This window comes from Mycolicibacterium llatzerense, from assembly GCF_000878195.1.
Classification (GTDB): Bacteria; Actinomycetota; Actinomycetes; order Mycobacteriales; family Mycobacteriaceae; genus Mycobacterium; species Mycobacterium llatzerense.
This window is the reverse complement of record NZ_JXST01000019.1, coordinates 76,987-95,432: the sequence shown is the minus strand read 5'-3', so window position 1 is coordinate 95,432 and position 18,446 is coordinate 76,987. Positions and strand designations below refer to the sequence as shown.

Genomic DNA, 18,446 nt, shown 5'->3' with positions numbered 1-18,446 from the left:
CCAGGCAAAGGAAACCCGATATGAGTCTGACCGACCACGCGCGCCTCGGTGACGACGTCGCCGTCCACGCCACCGCGATCGACCGGGTAATCGACGAAGGTGCCGAAGGGCATGCCGGGCACCAGAGGGTGTCGGAGGTGCGCCCGGGCTCGGGGGTCCTGGCGATCACCGGCGGCCCCGGTGCCGGCGGCCAGTTCCTGCTGGCCGACGACATTGTCGCCGCCGGTCGGCACCCCGACAGTGCCGTGTTTCTCGACGACATCACCGTCAGCCGCCATCACGCTGAAATCCGTTGGCTCGATGGCGAATACTGGATCATCGACGTCGGCAGCCTGAACGGCACCTCGGTGAACGGAGTCCAGGTCCTGTCGCTCCCGCTCACCAGCGGTGACGAAATCCAGATCGGCAAATTCCGGCTGAGCTTCACCTGCCGGCCGCAACGCTGGTGACGGCGCCGGGATCGATCTGAGCCGTCCGTCGATCCGCGCCATACATAATGTGCCGGTGGATCAGCAGTCACCCGACAGGGTTGTGAGCAAGGAAGGCGCCATCGGACCGGAGGCGCGGTTGTCGTGGCTGCTGTCGTGGTTGGCCGGCATGATCGGCGCGGTCGCGTTCCTGCACAGTGCGGGATACTTCGTCACCTTCATGACGGGCAACACCGAACGGGCGGTACTCGGCTGGTTCGATGTCGCGGAACGGCAGAAGGTGTCCGGGGCGGGGCCGCTGGCGGCGTTGTCGTTGATGGCCTGCTTCCTGGCCGGCGTCTTCGTGGCGTCGTTCCTGCGGCGCCGGTACTGGCAGAACCATCCGCACGGTGCCACCGCGCTGGTCACCATCGGCTTGCTGGTGGCGTCCGTGGTCGAGCTGTACGAGGACGGCTGGTACTACGAGGACGTCAACTTCACGGGCATCCTGATCATCTGTTTCTCGGTGGGCGCGTTGAACACGAGTTTCGTCAAGCGCGGCGAAGTGGCGGTGCCGCTCAGCTACGTCACTGGAACGGTCGTCAAGCTGGGACAGGGGCTGGAGCGCCACATCTGTGGCAGCGGCACTGTCTACGACTGGCTGGGTTACCTGGCGTTGTTGTTGTCGTTCATGATCGGCGCGGCCGTGGGTGGCGGGCTGGCCGACCGGATCACCGGTCCGCAGCTCATCGGCACGGTCGGCTTGATCTGCGGCGCAACGACACTCGTCACGTTCTTCCATTCGGACCGGCGGCACCGCGAGCCCACCGCCTGAAACCCGGCAACGACAAAGGCCACGAACTCGAAAGAGTTCGTGGCCTTTGTCGTAAGGACTGAGGTCAGCGGATCCAGCCGCGACGACGCAGCCACCAGCCGCGGATCACGATGACGAACAACAGGATGGAGAACCCGATCAGCCAGGCGTCCTCGACGTGGCCGACGTGGTTGCCGCGCAGCATCAGCAGCAGGAAGAGGGCGGACAGGATGCCACCGGCCTGAATCACGCCGCGGTTCATCTTGGACCAGCCCCACTCGGCCGAGGGGACGTCCTCGACATCGACGCCGGTGCTTCGTTCGACCTCGGTGGTGGCCACGGCTACTCCTTAACGATCCGATGGATTGCGGTCATTCTTGCATACGACGCTCGGTCGTAGTCGGTGTAGGTGGCGCGTGGGCGGCACGGCGTGGCGTCAACTTGATGCTTGCTATGACACCAGAGTGATGTCATAGTGGTGTCATGGACCTGCAGCCTTACGTCGACGGAGTTCGGATCGAGCTGGAGATCGCCGCCGCGGCAGGTGGCGCCGAGGCAGCTGAACTCGCCGAACGACTCAGTGCACCGCTCGATTCCGCTCTTCGCCTGGCGTTGCTCGAGGCGCTCTCCGAAGCGGCCGAGCACATCACGCGCGAGTTGGCACCGGCGTCGGTCGACGTGCGATTGCGCGGCCGCGACCCGGAATTCGTCGTGACCGGGACATCGGCAGACGCGGATCCTGAACCGCCGGTCGCCGCCGATGCGGACCTGGCCGACGGCGCCGTCAGTGCTCCGACCGGTGACGACGGCGGTACCTGGCGCGTGACCCTGCGGTTGCCCGAGGCTCTGCGCGGCGGTGTGGACGCCGCGGCGCGGCGCGACGGGCTCTCGGTCAACGCCTGGTTGGTTCGCGCCGTCGGTGCCGCGCTCGGCGGGCCGGCGCCACGCGATCGAAAGCGCGGCAACACCATCAGCGGCTGGGTCCGCTGACGAAAACAGCAGACAACAAACCCCACCCACCGACAGGAGAGCACCATGCGAACGTTTCCGACGTCAGACCCCATCACCGCCACGATCGAACTCGCGGCCGGCGCTGTACGCATCGCCGCCGCCGACCGGACCGACACCGAGGTGCGTGTCACGCCACGTGACCCGATGCGGGCCGCCGACGTCAAGGCGGCCGAGCAGGCACACATCGATTTCTCGAACGGCGCGCTGACCGTGATCGTCGGCAGAAAGCTGCTGTCGCTGTCCCGCGGTGCCGTCAACGTCGACATTGCATTGCCGGCACTGTCCAGGCTCTCGGTCTCGGTGGCGTCGGCTGATCTGCAGGTCGACGGCCCGGTCGCGGACTGCCGGTTCAACGCCGCCAGCGGCAGCGCCGTCCTCGACTCTGTACAGGGAAACATCAAGGCCGCCACGGCATCCGGCGACATCGCTGCCCGCCGGGTGCTGGGGCACGCCACGGTATCCACTGCCTCGGGGGACCTGTCGATCGACGATCTGGACGGCAACCTGAAGTTTCAGGCAGCCAGCGGCTCGGCCACCGTCGGGACATTGCGCGGAGCCGTGCACAGCCGGACCGCGTCCGGATCGCTGACAGTGGCAGGCGCCGAATCGGGATCGGTGTCGGTGGCCACTGCCAGTGGCTACGTCGAGGTCGGCGTAGCCGAGGGGACCGCGGCGAACCTCGATCTGGACAGCCGGTCCGGGAAGGTGCACAGCGATCTGACCCCCACCGCCGGCCCCGAAGACGACGACCGTCGGTTGGCCGTGCATGCCCGGACCGCCTCGGGAGACATCGCCATCCGGCGCGCCGCAACAGTGCCCGCCTGACGCGAATCGCCGGCTGGTTCCGTCGCCGCTGATCCCGATGTGCCACCACCGACGCCGAAGGCCGGGTGGGGCGGCACAATAGAGAGGTGAGTGAGCGGCTAAGAGTCCTGGTGCTCGGCAGTACCGGGTCGATCGGTACCCAGGCCCTGGAGGTGATCGCCGCCAACCCCGACCGGTTCGAGATCGTCGGCCTGGCGGCCGGCGGCGGCAATGCCGAACTGCTGGCTCGGCAGCGCGCCGAGACGGGCGTCACCAATATCGCCGTGGCCGACGTCGCCGCGGCCGAGCGCATCGGCGACGTCACCTACGCGGGGGCCGACGCGGCCACCCGGCTCGTCGAGGACACCGAGGCCGACGTCGTCCTGAACTCGCTGGTCGGGGCGCTGGGTTTGAAGCCGACGCTGGCCGCGCTGCATTCGGGTGCTCGGCTCGCACTGGCGAACAAGGAGTCGCTGGTCGCCGGTGGACCGCTGGTGCTCAAGGCCGCACAGCCCGGGCAGATCGTGCCCGTCGACTCCGAACATTCGGCGCTGGCCCAGTGCCTGCGCGGCGGCACGGGTGACGAAGTGGCCCGGCTGGTGCTCACCGCGTCCGGCGGCCCGTTCCGCGGTTGGGCGGCCAAGGACCTGGAGGACGTCACCCCCGAGCAGGCCGGTGCCCACCCGACGTGGTCGATGGGGCCGATGAACACCCTGAACTCGGCGTCGCTGGTCAACAAGGGGCTGGAACTCATCGAGACCCACCTGCTGTTCGGCATCGACTACGACCGCATCGACGTCGTGGTGCACCCGCAGTCCATCGTGCATTCGATGGTCACGTTCACCGACGGTTCGACGCTGGCGCAGGCCAGCCCGCCCGACATGAAACTGCCCATCGCGCTGGCCCTGGGGTGGCCGGCCCGCGTCCCGGGCGCCGCCCTGGCCTGCGACTGGACCAAGGCCTCGACCTGGGAGTTCGGGCCACTGGACGACGACGTCTTTCCCGCGGTCCGGTTGGCCCGCGAGGCCGGAACCCGCGGTGGTTGCCTGACCGCGGTGTACAACGCGGCCAACGAAGAGTCAGCGGCAGCGTTCCTCGACGGGCGCATCGGGTTCCCGGCGATCGTGCGGACCGTGTCCGACGTGCTGGGCGCTGCGGATCAATGGGCCGCCGAACCCGCTACCGTGGAAGACGTACTTGATGCGCAGGATTGGGCCCGGGACCGGGCGCGGCGCACCATCGCACAGGAGGTTGTGCCCGCCCGATGATGTTCGTGATCGGTATTGCGCTCTTCGCGCTGGCCATTCTGGTGTCGGTGGCCCTGCACGAGTGTGGCCACATGTGGGTGGCCCGGGCCACCGGGATGAAGGTGCGGCGGTACTTCGTCGGCTTCGGCCCGACGCTGTGGTCCACGCACCGGCCCAACCGGCTCGGCACCACCGAATACGGCCTCAAGGCCGTGCCGCTGGGCGGCTTCTGCGATATCGCGGGCATGACGTCGGTCGACGAGATCGCGCCCGCGGATGAGCCGTACGCGATGTACAAGCAGAAGGTGTGGAAGCGCGTCGCCGTGCTGTTCGCCGGACCCGCGATGAACTTCATCATCGGACTGGTGCTGATCTACGGCATCGCGGTGACGTGGGGCCTGCCGAATCTGCACCAGACGACGACCGCGGTGATCGGTGAGACCGCTTGTGTGGCACCGCAAATTGCCAAGACGGGCGACAACCCGTTCGGTCCGTGCCCGCATCCGGGGGCCGGTCCCGCCGCCGCGGCCGGCTTGAAGGCCGGGGACACCGTGGTGAAGGTCGGCGACAAATCGGTGAGCACGTTCGAGGAGATGGCGAAAGCCATCCGCGGCCTCAGCGGCACTGTTCCGGTCGTCTACCAACGCGGCGGCCAGACGTTCACCACCACCGTCAACGTCGAGCAGACCCAGCGATTCACGGTCAAGGACTCCGACACCGCGGCGACCGTCGGCGCCATCGGCGTCACCGCGGCGCCGCTGCCCGGACCGACGCAGTACAACGCACTGACCGCCGTGCCCGCGACCTTCACCTTCACCGGTGACCTGGCCGTCGAACTGGGCAAGTCGCTGGCGAAGATCCCGACCAAGGTGGGTGCGCTGATCCACTCGATCGGCGGCGGCGAGCGCGACAAGGAAACCCCGATCAGCGTGGTCGGCGCGAGCATCATCGGCGGCGACACCGTCGACCACGGGTTGTGGGTGATGTTCTGGTTCTTCCTCGCGCAGCTGAACTTCGTCCTGGGCGCGGTGAACCTGCTGCCGCTGCTGCCGTTCGATGGCGGACACATCGCGGTCGCAGTCTTCGAGAAGCTCCGCAATATGATTCGCGCGTCCCGCGGCAAAGTCGCCGCGGCTCCGGTGAACTACCTCAAGCTGATGCCGGCCACCTATGTGGTCCTGGTGGTGATCGGCGGCTACATGCTGCTGACCGTCACGGCCGATCTTGTGAACCCCATTCGAATCTTCCAGTAGGAGACCGTGATGACCTCCATCGGTTTGGGTATGCCGGGCGTCGGTAGCGAGCCCCCGGCCCCGCCAACCCTGGCGCCGCGTCGCCAGACCCGCCAGCTGATGGTGCGCGACGTAGGCGTCGGCAGCGATTTCCCCATCTCCGTGCAGTCGATGTGCACGACCAAGACGCACGACGTGAACTCCACGCTGCAGCAGATCGCCGAGCTGACGGCGTCGGGCTGCAACATCGTGCGCGTGGCCTGTCCGCGGCAGGAAGACGCCGACGCGCTGGCCGAGATCGCCCGGCACAGCCAGATCCCGGTGATCGCCGACATCCACTTCCAGCCCAAGTACATCTTCGCGGCCATCGACGCCGGCTGCGCCGCGGTACGCGTGAATCCGGGCAACATCAAGGAGTTCGACGGCCGGGTCAAGGAAGTTGCCAAGGCCGCCGGCGCCGCGGGCATCCCGATCCGCATCGGCGTCAACGCCGGTTCGCTCGACCCGCGACTGCTGGAGAAGTACGGCAAGGCCACCCCGGAGGCGCTCGTCGAGTCGGCGCTGTGGGAGGCCTCGCTGTTCGAGGAGCACGGCTTCGGCGACATCAAGATCAGCGTCAAGCACAACGACCCGGTGATCATGGTGGAGGCCTACCGCCAGCTCGCCGCCAAGTGCGACTACCCGCTGCACCTCGGCGTGACCGAGGCCGGTCCGGCGTTCCAGGGCACCATCAAGAGCGCCGTCGCCTTCGGCGCGCTGCTGAGCGAGGGCATCGGCGACACCATCCGGGTATCGCTGTCCGCGCCGCCGGTCGAAGAGGTCAAGGTCGGCAACCAGATCCTGGAGTCGCTGAACCTGCGGCCCCGCGGCCTGGAGATCGTGTCGTGCCCGTCCTGCGGGCGCGCCCAGGTGGACGTCTACAAGCTGGCGAACGCGGTGTCGGCCGGGCTCGACGGGCTCGACGTGCCGCTGCGCGTCGCTGTCATGGGCTGTGTGGTGAACGGACCGGGTGAGGCGCGTGAGGCTGACCTCGGGGTGGCGTCCGGTAACGGCAAGGGCCAGATTTTCGTCCGTGGCCAGGTGATCAAGACGGTCCCCGAATCTCAGATCGTCGAGACCCTGATCGAAGAGGCCATGCGAATCGCGGCCGAGTCCGGCACCGATGCGAGCGGTTCGCCCGTCGTAACCGTAAGCTGAGCACAGCCTTGTGATCGCAGTCACGGGCAAGCCTCAATAGCACGTCAGGTCACACTCGCAAGAAGGTCGGTGAATGTCGGCACCTCCACTTTTCCGGATCGCAGATGCGCGCCGGATATCAGTGGTGCGCGAAGTCGCCCAGGTGCAGCAGGTCTTCGACGAGGATCCGGTGGGCACCTGCATGGTGGCCGCCCGGGTGGCTGACCACGGCCTCGATGCGGTGGCCATCGGCGGCGAGCTGTGGACCCGCAGCCAGGCCACCGAGTCGCTGTGCTTCGCCGGGGTGAATCTGATTCCGATGCGGGGGACCGCGGCCGACATGATGGTGTTCGCCGACAAGGTGATGAGTGCCCCGCGCCGGTGTTCGTCGTTGGTGGGCCGCGCCGAGTTGGTGCTGCCGATGTGGCAGCAACTGGCCCAGGTGTGGGGCCCGGCCCGCGAGGTCCGGGACTGCCAGCCGCTGCTGACGCTGTCGGATGCCCCGCAGTGCACGCTCGATCCCGCGGTGCGTCCGGTCCGGATGGACGAGTTGGACGCGTATGTCGTTGCGGCAGTGGACATGTTCATCGGCGAGGTCGGTGTGGACCCGCGTCTTGGCGACGGTGGCCGCGGCTATCGTCGCCGGCTGGCGGGATTGATCGCGGCCGGCCGGGCTTGGGCGCGGATCGAGGACGGCCAGGTGGTGTTCAAGGCCGAGATCGGGGCGCAGACGTCGCGGGTCGGTCAGATCCAGGGCGTGTGGGTGCATCCGGACTGGCGTGGCCGCGGTCTGGGTGCGGCGGGCACCGCGACCTTGGCGTCCGCGGTGCTGCGCAGCGGCCGGACCGCCAGCCTCTATGTCAACGATTTCAACGGCCCGGCCCGCGCGATCTACCGGCGCATCGGGTTCACCCAGGTGGGTACCTACGCCACGGTCCTGCTCGACTGACCTCAGCCGGGTGGGTCGCCCACACGAGTGTTCGCGCATCCGCTTTCTCACAAAAACGTCACGGTTGCGTCTCGGTGTGCCTCCCCGAGACCGGCTTGTCACACTTCTAACATCAGTCCCAATGGCAACGCACACATCATCCGTTTCACGCTCGGCCGCGTTGTTGTCGGTCGTGGCGGTCGCAGGAGCGATGACGGCCTGCACCCCGAAGCCCAACGGCCCCGAGCCGACCGCGCAGGCGTTCTTCGCTGCCCTCGGCCGCGGGGACACCGGTGCCGCCGCGGACCTGTCCGACAAACCCAACGACGCACGTACCGCGATCAACCAGGCCTGGTCCGGTCTGCAGGCGACCAAGCTCGACGCGCAGGTGCTCGGCTCCAAGTACACCCAGGACACCGGCAAGATCACCTATCGGTACACCTGGCACCTGCCGAAGGACCGCACCTGGGCCTACACCGGGCAGCTCAACATGATCCGGCAGGACGGCCGTTGGCAAGTCCGTTGGGGCAGCACGGATTTGCATCCGAACCTGGGGGAGCACCAGAGTTTCCAGCTGCGCGCCGACCAGCCCGTCCGGGCCTCGGTCAACGAGCTCGGCGGCACGAACGTTCTGGTACCCGGGTACCACTACAACTACGCGCTCAATGCCCGTTCCGCCGCCGGTGACCTCATGCGGACCTCCCGCGTGGTCGCCGACGTGCTGCGACAGTTCGACAACACCATGGACGCCCAGCGGCTCGCCGAACAGGCCAGCTCGTCCACCGGACCGCTGAACCTGATCACCCTGCGCCGCGAGGACAACGACAAGGTGTCGGGGGCCCTCGGCCATCTGCCCGGCGTGGTGATCACCCCGCAGCCGGAGATGGTGCCCACCGATCCCCGGTTCGCGCCGGCCATCGTCACCGAGGTCAAGAAGCAGGTGGCCGACCAGCTGATCGGTCAATCCGGCTGGCGCGTGGTCAGCGTCAACCAGAACGGCGCGGACATCGACATCCTCAACGAGGTTCAGGGCAAGCCGGCCCCGTCGATCACCATCAGCCTGGACCGCAACGTGCAGAATGCCGCCCAGGATGCGGTGAACATGGTGGGCCGTAAGGCGATGATCGTCGCGATCAAGCCGTCCACCGGGGAAATCCTGGCCGTGGCGCAGAACGCGGCCGCCGATACCGACGGCCCGACCGCCACCATGGGCCTGTACCCGCCGGGGTCGACCTTCAAGATGGTCACGGCAGGCGCCGCCATCGAATCGGACATGGCCGGACCCAACACGCTGCTGGGCTGCCCCGGCACCATCGACATCGGGCAGCGGACCATCCCGAACTACGACCGGTTCGACCTCGGCGTGGTCCCGATGTCCAGGGCCTTTGCGAACTCGTGCAACACGACCTTCGCCGAGCTCGCCAGCCGCATGGCGCCGCGCGCCCTCACCAACGCCGCGGCGCAGTACGGCATCGGCGCCGACTATCAGGTCGCCGGGATCGATACCGTCACCGGAAAGGTGCCGCCCACGGTGAACCTCGCCGAGCGCACCGAGGACGGCTTCGGCCAGGGCAAGGTCCTGGTCAGCCCGTTCGGGATGGCGCTGGCGGCGGCGACCGTCGCGGCCGGCAAGACCCCACTGCCGCAGCTGATCGAGGGCCGCCCGACCACGGTTTCGGGCAACAGCGGGGCGATCAGCCCGAAGATGCTCGACGGCCTGCGACCGATGATGCAGCTGGTCGTGACGAACGGCACCGCCAAGGACCTGCGGGGCAGCGGCGATGTGCGCGGGAAGACCGGCGAGGCCGAATTCTCCGGTGGCTCGCATGCCTGGTTCGCCGGCTACCGCGGTGACATGGCCTTCGCCGCCCTGATCGTCGGCGGCGGCGGGTCCGAGACCGCGGTCCGCATGTGCCGCGACATGTTCAAGGGCTTGCCGCCCGACTATCTGGCCTGACCCGGGTCGCTCCGCTCCTGCCCACCGAACCTGGCCTGAGTAGCCTGTTTGGATGACCAACGGCGACGAGATCGCGGTCCTGCGCGTCTCTGACGCGGACCGCAACGGCACGCTCCGGCGGCTGCACAACGCGGTGGCGCTCGGACTCATCGACATGAACGAGTTCTCCGAGCGTTCCGCGCTGGTTGCTATGGCCCGACAACAGGGCGAGCTGGCGGTGCTGGTCGGTGACCTGCCCGCGCCGAACGCCATCGTCACGGGCTCGGCGGACCGCGTCGAGCTGCGCGGGGTCATGGGGTCGCTGAAGCGCCAGGGTGAATGGGTCGTGCCGACCCGGCTGGCGCTGGTCCGCCGCGTCGGTTCGATCGACCTGGACCTGACCCGCGCCCGGTTCGGTGGGCCCATCGTGGTCATCGAGCTCGATCTCAAGTTCAGTTCCCTGGACCTCCGGCTGCCGGAGGGCGCCAGCGCGTCCATCGACGACGTCGAAGTGGCCGTGGGCAGCGCGACCGACCATCGCAAGGACGCGCCCGCCGACGGGACGCCGCACGTCATCCTGACCGGGCGAGTGGTCTTCGGGTCGGTCGACATCCGCGGGCCGCGCCGGACCTGGTTCGGGCGCGGAGACCGCTAGCGGCGACGATCAGGCAGCGAGGCACGAGCTGCGTTGGGGAGTGCGCCAAATGTGTGAGCGGGCCGCGCCCGCTACCCTGGGACGATGTCTGTTCGTACCGCGCTTCGCCCCGGCGAGGTGTCTCCGACCCTGCCGGTGCCCAAGTCGATCCCGCGTCCGGAGTACGCGTGGAAGCCGACGGTGCGCGAAGGCAGCGAGCCATGGGTACAGACCCCTGAGGTGATCGAGAAGATGCGGGTCGCCGGCCGGATCGCGGCCCAGGCACTCGCCGAGGCCGGCAAGGCCGTCGCACCCGGGGTCACCACCGACCACCTGGACCGGGTGGCGCACGAGTACATGCTCGACCATGGCGCCTACCCGTCGACGCTGGGCTACAAGGGTTTTCCCAAGTCCTGCTGCACCTCGCTGAACGAGATCATCTGCCACGGCATCCCCGACTCGACGGTGATCGAGGATGGTGACATCGTCAACATCGACGTCACCGCCTACATCGGCGGCGTGCACGGCGACACCAACGCGACCTTCCTGGCCGGCGACGTGTCGGAGGAGCACCGGCTGCTGGTCGAGCGCACCCACGAAGCCACCATGCGGGCCATCAAGGCCGTCAAGCCGGGGCGGCAGCTGTCGGTGGTCGGCCGGGTCATCGAGTCCTACGCAAACCGGTTCGGCTACAACGTGGTTCGCGACTTCACCGGCCACGGCATCGGTGAGACGTTCCACAATGGGCTGATCGTGCTGCACTACGACAAGCCCGAGGTCGACACCGTGCTGGAGCCGGGCATGACCTTCACCATCGAGCCGATGATCAACCTCGGTTCGCTGGACTACGAGATCTGGGACGACGACTGGACCGTCGCGACCGTGGACAAGAAGTGGACGGCGCAGTTCGAGCACACCCTCGTGGTGACCGACGACGGCGCCGACATCCTGACCCTGCCGTGACGTGACCGGCGCACTGCTGGTTGCGGGCACCACGTCGGACGCCGGTAAGTCGATGGTGGCGGCCGGATTGTGCCGGTTGCTGGCGCGCAAGGGCGTGCGGGTAGCGCCGTTCAAGGCGCAGAACATGTCCAACAACTCGGCCGTCACCGTCGAAGGTGGTGAGATCGGCCGGGCCCAGGCGATGCAGGCGCGGGCGGCCGGGTTGGCGCCGAGTGTGCGGTTCAACCCCATTCTGCTCAAACCCGGTGGGGACCGGACCTCGCAGCTCGTGGTGCGCGGCATCGTCGCCGGTACGGTGGCGGCGGGGGACTACTTCACCCGGCGGAGCCAGCTGGCCGGCGTCGTGGCCGACGAATTGGCCTCATTGAGAAGCGAATTCGACGTGGTGATCTGTGAGGGCGCGGGCTCGCCCGCCGAGATCAACCTCCGCGCCACCGACGTGGCCAATATGGGCCTGGCGCGGGCCGCGGATCTGCCGGTGGTCGTGGTCGGCGACATCGACCGGGGCGGGCTGCTCGCGCACCTGTACGGCACGGTAGCGGTGCTCGAGCCCGAGGACCAGAAACTGATCGCCGGGTACCTGGTCAACAAGTTCCGGGGCGACCCGGCACTGCTGGAACCCGGTCTGCGGCAACTGGAATCGCTGACCGGACGCCCGACCTACGGCGTGATTCCGTACTGCGACGAGCTGTGGCTCGACGCCGAGGACTCGCTGTCGGTGACGCCGCGCGGACAACTGGGCCGGCCCCTGGCGCCGCGGGGTGCTGAAGCACTGACCGTCGCCGCGATACGGCTGCCACGGATCTCGAACTCCACCGACGTCGAGGCCCTGGCGTGCGAGCCCGGCGTGCACGTGCGCTGGGTCGACACCGCCGCGGAGTTGGCCGGCGCCGACGTGGTCGTGCTGCCCGGCAGCAAGGCAACGGTCTCCGACCTGAACTGGCTGCGCGACCGCGGCCTGGCGGAGGCCGCCACGGCACATGCCCGGTCCGGCCGGGCTGTGCTCGGCGTGTGTGGCGGATTTCAGATGCTGTGCACGACGATCCACGACACCGTCGAATCAGGAGCGGGCCGGGTACCGGGGCTGGGCCTGCTCGACGCGGACATCGAGTTCGACGCCGACAAGACCCTGAAGCACTGGGATACCCCGTTGTACGGCTACGAGATTCACCACGGTCGCGTCGCCCGTTGCGCGGAACCGGACTGGCTGGGTGTGGGCATCCGGCGGGGGCAGGTGTACGGCACCCACTGGCACGGGCTGCTGGACAACGACGCCGTGCGCCGGACCTGGCTCGCCGAAGTGGCGACGGGCTGCGGCAGGGACGGCTTCGTGGTGGCCGACGATGTCAACGTCGCAGCGCTGCGCGATGCTCAGCTCGACGTGATGGCCGATCTGCTTGCCGCACATGTGGATATCGACGCGGTGCTGAAGCTCGTCGAGTCCGGTGCGCCGCAGCGGCCGATCATCGTCAACAGTCTGCTGCCGTGATCAGCCGGGTTCGGCCACCGGCTCTACTGACGCCACCGGCTCCTCGACCTGCTTGATGGGGCCGGTGAACCAGTTCTTCACCGACACGTGCCAGTAGATGTACAACAGCAGCAGGACGCCACCGACCAGCAACGGTGTGTAGTTGACGAACTTCCATTCGAAACTCGGGTCCCACGGCACCCCGCCCAGCGACGTCGGGAACATCGCGATGATCGAGGTGATCGTGATCTCGGCCAGCGCGACAGGTGCCATCCACCGGTGGTGGCCGCGCAGATTCCAACTGCCCGTTTCGAATTCGTCGCCGGCGCGCCAGCGGTAGTAGATCGGCACCGCAAAGCACAAGTACACCCCGACGACCCCGATGGAGACCACGGCGTAGAACGCCACCGGGGTGGGTGTGCCGTTGATGTCGACCTTGACCAGCGCCGGCAGGGTCAGTGCGGCGGCCACGACGGCGGTGATGGTGACACTGTGCGTCGGCACCCGGTGCTTGTTGACCTCAGACCACCACCGATGGCCGGGTACCGCGCGGTCCCGGCTGAACGCGAACAACATCCGGGACGCGCTGGTCTGGCAGGCGACGGCGCAGAAGAACTGACCGGCCGTCGAGATGAACAGCACCACCACCGCCCACTTCGAACTCATCGCCTGGTTGAAGATGGCGGCCACGGCGCCGCCGCCCTTGGATACCGCGTCGGCATCCTGGACCGCAAACAGGAAGGCCAACAAGAGAATCCAGCCGCCGACGGCCGAGTAGAAGATGGACCGCCAGATACCCTTGGCGGCCGCGCCGGCCGCGCTCTTGGTCTCCTCCGACAGGTGTGCCGACGCGTCGTAGCCGGTGATGGTGTACTGCGTGAGGATCACCGAGATCGGCAGCACGACGAACAGCCAGCCGGCGCCCGAGGTGGCCCCACCGAACATGCCGCTGTTGTTGATGGTCTTGGCGAAGACGTCCGAGAAACTCGCGTGGTGGCTCGGCACGAAGATCAGGATCCCGATGACGGCGGCCGCGCCGAAGACATGCCACCACACCGAGACGTTGTTGATGATCGCCAGCAGGTGGCTGGAGAAGATGTTGATCAGCGCCGAGATGCCCAGGATGCCCACGAAGATGACGAACGTCCGCGTGAGGCTGTACCCGGCCAACCAGTCGGCGCTGAGGGTGCCCAAGGTGAGGTCGATGAATGTCGCGCAGCCGTAGGCCACGGACGCCAGGATGGCCACCAGGCCGATCAGGTTGAGCCAGCCCGCATAGAAACCGGCCTTCGCTCCGCCGAGTTTTGCTGCCCACCAATAGATTCCGCCGGAGGTCGGGAAGGCCGACACCAATTCAGACATACAGAGGCCGATGACGAGGATGAAAGTCGCAACGATCGGCCAGCCCCAGGCGATGGCGGCCGGTCCGCCGTTGTTCCAGCCCAGGCCGAACGAGGTGAAGCATCCCGACAGGATGGAGATGATGGAGAACGAGATCGCGAAATTGCTGAAACCGGACCAGGAGCGCTGCAGCTCCTGGCTGTAGCCGAGCTTGGCCAGTAGCAGCTCGTCTTCGGTAAGTGCTTCGTGTCCTTCTGGCACTGCGGCCTCCTTAGGCGCCCCGGATGCTGAAGAACAATAGGTTGCCTCCGGGGTTCCCGCAGGCCAACTGATGCGGTCGATTCGACGACACAGCGGTGCGCGCTCAGCCGTGCAGGACGCGATATTCCTCGATGGCGCCGGGGTGCAGCGGGATTCGGCCGGTCTGGACCATCGACGGCGGTTGTAGGTATTGCAGGCCACGCACTTCCGGCGGCATGAGCTGTGTTGCATCCGTTGCCAATACGTCGACCGCGGCGGCCGCCAACGAGTTCGGCAGGTCGGGTCGGCACAGCAGCAGGTCGGGCGTGCCGATGGTGTTGACATCGGCCGGCACATACGCGCCGGCGGGCGCGCGCTGCAGCAGATACGGGTAGGACGCCATTTCCGACATCGCGGTGACCCACGGCGTCAGGTCGATGATGCGCAATGGCAGCGTGGCATTGAGTTCGGCGAGGGCCGGCGTGGGTATCCCACCCGACCAGACCATGGCGTCGATGCTGTGGTTGCGCAGTGCGGCGATGGCGTCGCCCAGTCGCAGGTCGACCCGGAGGATCCGGTCGGTCAACTTCGCCGCGTCGAACAGCACCTTGGTCACGACCGCGACACCGGAACCCGACGGTCCTGTTGAAACCCGCAGTCCCGCAAGGTCGTTCAGCTGACGAACGTGGCTGTCTGCGGGCACGACGAGCTGCACGTAGTTCTCGTAGACTCTGGCCACCGCGAGCGGCGCGCCGGCGGGGGGTTCCGCTCGCAGATATTGCTCGACGACATCGGCCTGGGCCAGTCCCATGTCGGCCTCGCCCGACTTCAGCCGATTGATGTTGTCGACGCTGCCCGCGGTCGACTGCACCGTGACCGTGATGCCGGGATAGCGGACCCGCAGGCGCTGGGCGAACAACTCGCTGACCGCCAGATAGAGCCCGCCCCGGTCGCCTGCGGCCAGTCGGATGGTGCCCTGCGTGCTGTTCGGCAGGCAGCCCGCCGCGACGGTCGCGGCCGCGGAGGCGAGGAACGCGCGTCGGGTCAGCATCATGATGCGCTCGTCGGCAGGTGGTAGTGGACCGCGAGGCCGCCGTCGGGGGACCGGGTGACCGACGCCAGTCCGCCGTGCGCGGCGGCGATCTCGGTGGCGATGGCCAGTCCCAATCCGGTGCCCTCACTGTCGGTGTGCCCGCGCCAGAACCGGGTGGCGGCATGGGCGATGGTGTCGGTGGGCAGGCCCGGGCCGTCGTCGCTGACGGTGAGATCGATGCCGCTGTCGGTGGGGACCGTCGACACCGTGACGGTGGTGCCGGTACCGGAGTAGCGCAACGCGTTGTCCAGCGCGATGTCGAGCAGTTGTTCCACATCGTGCCGCGGCATCTGCACCGCCAGATGCGGGTGGGTCGGGTCGAAGCGCAGCCGCTGATCATTGCGGTCGGCGGTGGCCCGCCAGAAGTCCAGCCGCTGCTCGGCGACGCTGTCGAGATCCGTCGAATCATGAACTGCCGCAACCAGACCGGACTTGTGGCTGTGGCTGGCCTGCTCGGCGCGCGCCAGCCGGAGCAACTGCGCCAGCAGATTCTCGAGACGGTCCAGCTCGGCCGACAGCGAATCGTAGGTCAGTCGTCCGGATTCGGCGACGTGGTCTTCGAGGGTGTCGGCGCGCAGGCGGATGGCGGCCAGCGGGTTGCGCAGCTGGTGGGAGGCGTCGGCGATGAGTCGGCGTTGGTGATCGAGGGAGGCGTGCACCGCCTGCGCCATCGCGTTGAACGCCGACGTGAACCGGCGCAGCTCAGGCGGTCCCGACACCTGAGCCGGTTGGCCGGCGATGCCGCCGGCCATGTCCTCGACGGCGCGCTCGAGCCCGACCAGCGGCCGCAGCACCCACCGGGTCAGGCTCTGGGCGGCGACGGCCGCCAAACCGAGCAGCACGATGCAGCCCGCCGCGATCCACAACCAGTCGGTGGTGATGTCGCGCGCGGCCACGGTCGGGTCGACGTTCAGCACCACGGCGCCGACCAGCTCGCCGTTGCGCCGAATTCCCTTGGCTTCCAACATCGACCGCCGGTCCCACGGCATGATCCGCGCCCGGGGCGCGTCGGGCGCGTCGGACAGCGCACGCTCGGCGGCGGTCGTCACCCCCGGATCAGTGGCAGTCAGCCCGCTGGCGGCCATCGTGCGGCCGTCCGCGTCGACGATCAACGCGCCTTCGCCGTACACCTGGTGGTAGCGGTCGACCAGCTCGGTGTCGGGCGCGTCCGCGGTGGCGGCGATGTCGGCCAGCGTCGCCAGTTGTCGCTCGCGTTCGGTGTGCAGGACGTTGGTGCGGTGATCGGCCAGGCTCAGCGCCAGCGGGATCGCCAACGCCGCCGTCGCGATGAGCAGCAGCGTCATCAGCAGCGCACGAACCCGCAGCCCCACGTCAGCGGTCCAACCGGTACCCGAAACCACGCACGGTGTGCAGCGGTATCCCGGTCAACTTGGCCCGAATCTGGCCGACGAAGAAATCCAGCGACCGCGACCGGCCCACCACCGCGGTGCCCCAGCACTCCAGCATGACCTCTTCGCGGCTGACCGCCTCGCCCTGACGGGCGGCCAGCGTAGCCAGAATCTGGTACTCGGTCTTGGTCAGCGGCTGCACCTGGCCCCCGACGGTGATCTCGTGGCGGTCGCGGTCGATCGTCACCGGCCCGGCAACGACGGACGGGTGGGCGACCGGACCGGCACCGCGCTGTACCCGCCGCATGACGGCCTCGATCCGCGCCAGGAGCACGGCCTTGCGCACGGGCTTGACCAGGTAGTCGTCGGCCCCGGCGCGTAGCCCCAGCACCACCGCGCCGTCGCTGTCGCGGGCCGTCATGATGATCACCGGCGCCGTCGACGCCCGGCGCAACGTGCGCAGCACGTCCAGGCCATCCATGTCGGGCAAGCCCAGATCCAGTAACACCAGGTCACAGCCCTTGACGCGATTGAGGGCGTCGTCGCCGCGCGTGGTGTGGGTGACGGTGAGCCCGGTCTGTTCCAGCAGCTCGACGAGCGCAGCCGCGACACCCTGGTCGTCCTCGACGAGCAGCACGCGCATGGGCCTGATGGTAGGGGGCCATGTCCGGGAACTGCCGATTTCGCCATGAATCTGAGGATCGTGCGAGGAAAGACCCGGCGCGGGCCGAGCCCTATTCCCGTCGGCTCGGTGCAGGGAAAACATGTGCACATCGACCGGGACCTGACCTCGCGGCCGACGGCCTGAGCGACGAGAGAACGGAGCAGAAAATGAACGCTGTACTCGCGGTCAATGCGACCGGACTGGCGGCCAACGCAGGCGAGGAATCGTCCTGGATTCCGATGCTCGTGTGCTTCGCGGTCGTGGGGATCATCGTCGGGATGGCCATCCTGATGGGCCGGCGACAGCCCGCCCGTCGCGCGGGCACGCGGCGTCGAGCGGGGATGGCCGGTGGCGCGGGCTACGGCTACGCCGGCTCCGGTGACGGCGGCTGGGGCGCCGGTGGGTCCGGATGTTCGGACGGCGGCGGCTCCAGCGGCTGCGGTGGTGGCTCCAGTGGCTGCGGCGGTGGTGGTGGTTGCGGCGGTGGCGGGGGTTGTGGCGGAGGCGGCTGCTGAATATCGGTACCTGCGGTCCCGTCGCGTTCGCTACGGTGGCGTCATGCCAATCATCCCGACCGTCGACGGCTTCGGCGCCACCGTCGACGTGTCCGGCCCCGACAACGCCACGACCGTCGTCATGCTCGTCACGAAGCAGGCAACGGCCGGCCACGGAGCCCTTTGCGAGTTGTTGCACACCGCGTCACTGCGCACCGTGGTGATCGAGGCCGACGACCGGCTCACCGTGAATTCGGTTGTCGGCATTCTGGATACGCTCGGGGTGAAGTGGGCCCTGCTGTTCGCCGCCGGCGGCGCGGGCGAGCTGGCCTGGCGGCTGGCAGCCACCCGACTGGACCGGTTCACCGCCCTGGTCGCGATCGACGGCAGCCATCCGCGAGCCACCGAGGAGACGGGCGACGTGTGCCCGCCGGTGGAGATCAACACCACGGTCGTGGTCACCAGTGCCGATGCCCGGGCGCGGGCACAGGCCGGACAGCGCTTCATCTATGGCGAATTCCGGCTGTCCGAGCTGGTGGGCCGACGCAGCGCCGACGAGTTCACCGCGCAGGTGGCCAACGAGATCGTGCTGCGCAGCAGCACCTGGTGACGGGCCGCTCGGCGATAGCCAAGCGACGAAAGAGG

Annotated in this window: 19 protein-coding genes; 14 read left to right on the top strand and 5 right to left on the bottom strand. The window is 68.1% G+C overall.

All coding sequences use genetic code 11. The annotated features are described in order from the left end of the window. The first annotated feature begins 20 nt into the window (after positions 1-20). Positions 21-449, top strand: coding sequence for an FHA domain-containing protein (locus TL10_RS14950; protein WP_043986192.1), 429 nt, complete (start codon positions 21-23; stop codon positions 447-449). A gap of 55 nt (positions 450-504) precedes the next feature. Next, complete coding sequence (locus TL10_RS14945) at positions 505-1,242, top strand: YoaK family protein (protein WP_043393659.1); 738 nt, start codon at positions 505-507, stop codon at positions 1,240-1,242. Positions 1,243-1,306: 64 nt separating this feature from the next. Here the strand turns inward: TL10_RS14945 and TL10_RS14940 are convergent, their stop codons facing one another. Beyond that, the gene (locus TL10_RS14940) at positions 1,307-1,561 is read right to left on the bottom strand and encodes a DUF2631 domain-containing protein (RefSeq protein WP_043393662.1); all 255 of its coding nucleotides are present in this window, start codon (positions 1,559-1,561) and stop codon (positions 1,307-1,309) included. Between the two features lie 143 nt (positions 1,562-1,704). Here TL10_RS14940 and TL10_RS14935 point away from each other — a divergent pair, with 143 nt between their 5' ends. The 10 genes from TL10_RS14935 to TL10_RS14890 all read left to right on the top strand — a co-directional run bounded on the left by TL10_RS14935 (position 1,705) and on the right by TL10_RS14890 (position 12,641). Continuing rightward, positions 1,705-2,211, top strand: coding sequence for a hypothetical protein (locus TL10_RS14935; RefSeq protein ID WP_043393665.1), 507 nt, complete (start codon positions 1,705-1,707; stop codon positions 2,209-2,211). A gap of 45 nt (positions 2,212-2,256) precedes the next feature. Further along, positions 2,257-3,057, top strand: coding sequence for a DUF4097 family beta strand repeat-containing protein (locus tag TL10_RS14930; RefSeq protein ID WP_043986190.1), 801 nt, complete (start codon positions 2,257-2,259; stop codon positions 3,055-3,057). A gap of 86 nt (positions 3,058-3,143) precedes the next feature. Further along, the gene (gene dxr / locus TL10_RS14925) at positions 3,144-4,304 is read left to right on the top strand and encodes a 1-deoxy-D-xylulose-5-phosphate reductoisomerase (protein ID WP_043393669.1); all 1,161 of its coding nucleotides are present in this window, start codon (positions 3,144-3,146) and stop codon (positions 4,302-4,304) included. After that, positions 4,301-5,536 (top strand): M50 family metallopeptidase, encoded by a 1,236-nt coding sequence (locus TL10_RS14920; RefSeq protein WP_043393671.1) that lies wholly within the window; start codon positions 4,301-4,303, stop codon positions 5,534-5,536. Before dxr ends, TL10_RS14920 begins: the two co-directional genes overlap by 4 nt. A gap of 9 nt (positions 5,537-5,545) precedes the next feature. Further along, the gene (ispG, locus tag TL10_RS14915) at positions 5,546-6,712 is read left to right on the top strand and encodes a flavodoxin-dependent (E)-4-hydroxy-3-methylbut-2-enyl-diphosphate synthase (RefSeq protein WP_043393673.1); all 1,167 of its coding nucleotides are present in this window, start codon (positions 5,546-5,548) and stop codon (positions 6,710-6,712) included. A 73-nt stretch (positions 6,713-6,785) separates the two neighbouring features. After that, positions 6,786-7,640 carry a GNAT family N-acetyltransferase gene (locus tag TL10_RS14910; RefSeq protein ID WP_043986189.1) on the top strand — a complete coding sequence of 285 codons (855 nt, stop codon included), beginning with the start codon at positions 6,786-6,788 and terminating at the stop codon, positions 7,638-7,640. 121 nt (positions 7,641-7,761) lie between these two features. Next, on the top strand, positions 7,762-9,576 hold the full coding sequence (locus TL10_RS14905; protein WP_043986188.1) for a penicillin-binding transpeptidase domain-containing protein: 1,815 nt from the start codon (positions 7,762-7,764) through the stop codon (positions 9,574-9,576). Between the two features lie 52 nt (positions 9,577-9,628). Continuing rightward, positions 9,629-10,210 carry a DUF1707 SHOCT-like domain-containing protein gene (locus TL10_RS14900; protein WP_043986187.1) on the top strand — a complete coding sequence of 194 codons (582 nt, stop codon included), beginning with the start codon at positions 9,629-9,631 and terminating at the stop codon, positions 10,208-10,210. Between the two features lie 84 nt (positions 10,211-10,294). Continuing rightward, positions 10,295-11,152 carry a type I methionyl aminopeptidase gene (gene map, locus TL10_RS14895; RefSeq protein WP_043986186.1) on the top strand — a complete coding sequence of 286 codons (858 nt, stop codon included), beginning with the start codon at positions 10,295-10,297 and terminating at the stop codon, positions 11,150-11,152. Between the two features lies 1 nt (position 11,153). Then, complete coding sequence (locus TL10_RS14890; RefSeq protein WP_082067952.1) at positions 11,154-12,641, top strand: cobyric acid synthase; 1,488 nt, start codon at positions 11,154-11,156, stop codon at positions 12,639-12,641. Here the strand turns inward: TL10_RS14890 and TL10_RS14885 are convergent, their stop codons facing one another. From TL10_RS14885 to TL10_RS14870, 4 genes are all read right to left on the bottom strand, one after another. After that, on the bottom strand, positions 12,642-14,222 hold the full coding sequence (locus tag TL10_RS14885; protein ID WP_043393683.1) for an amino acid permease: 1,581 nt from the start codon (positions 14,220-14,222) through the stop codon (positions 12,642-12,644). 103 nt (positions 14,223-14,325) lie between these two features. Next, the gene (locus TL10_RS14880) at positions 14,326-15,255 is read right to left on the bottom strand and encodes a TAXI family TRAP transporter solute-binding subunit (RefSeq protein WP_043986185.1); all 930 of its coding nucleotides are present in this window, start codon (positions 15,253-15,255) and stop codon (positions 14,326-14,328) included. Further along, positions 15,252-16,655: a sensor histidine kinase gene (locus TL10_RS14875; protein ID WP_234711452.1), complete on the bottom strand. Its 1,404-nt coding sequence runs from the start codon at positions 16,653-16,655 to the stop codon at positions 15,252-15,254. Before TL10_RS14875 ends, TL10_RS14880 begins: the two co-directional genes overlap by 4 nt. Then, positions 16,627-17,286, bottom strand: a complete 660-nt coding sequence (locus TL10_RS14870) for a response regulator transcription factor (RefSeq protein ID WP_043986184.1) — start codon at positions 17,284-17,286, stop codon at positions 16,627-16,629. The genes TL10_RS14875 and TL10_RS14870 overlap by 29 nt, the downstream gene beginning before the upstream one ends. A gap of 188 nt (positions 17,287-17,474) precedes the next feature. On the opposite strand from TL10_RS14870, the gene TL10_RS14865 reads away from it, so the two are divergent. Together TL10_RS14865 and TL10_RS14860 are read left to right on the top strand one after the other, a co-directional pair. Next, positions 17,475-17,822, top strand: a complete 348-nt coding sequence (locus TL10_RS14865; RefSeq protein ID WP_052506421.1) for a hypothetical protein — start codon at positions 17,475-17,477, stop codon at positions 17,820-17,822. Positions 17,823-17,865: 43 nt separating this feature from the next. Then, positions 17,866-18,411: an alpha/beta hydrolase gene (locus TL10_RS14860; RefSeq protein ID WP_043393970.1), complete on the top strand. Its 546-nt coding sequence runs from the start codon at positions 17,866-17,868 to the stop codon at positions 18,409-18,411. Positions 18,412-18,446: the final 35 nt, after the last annotated feature.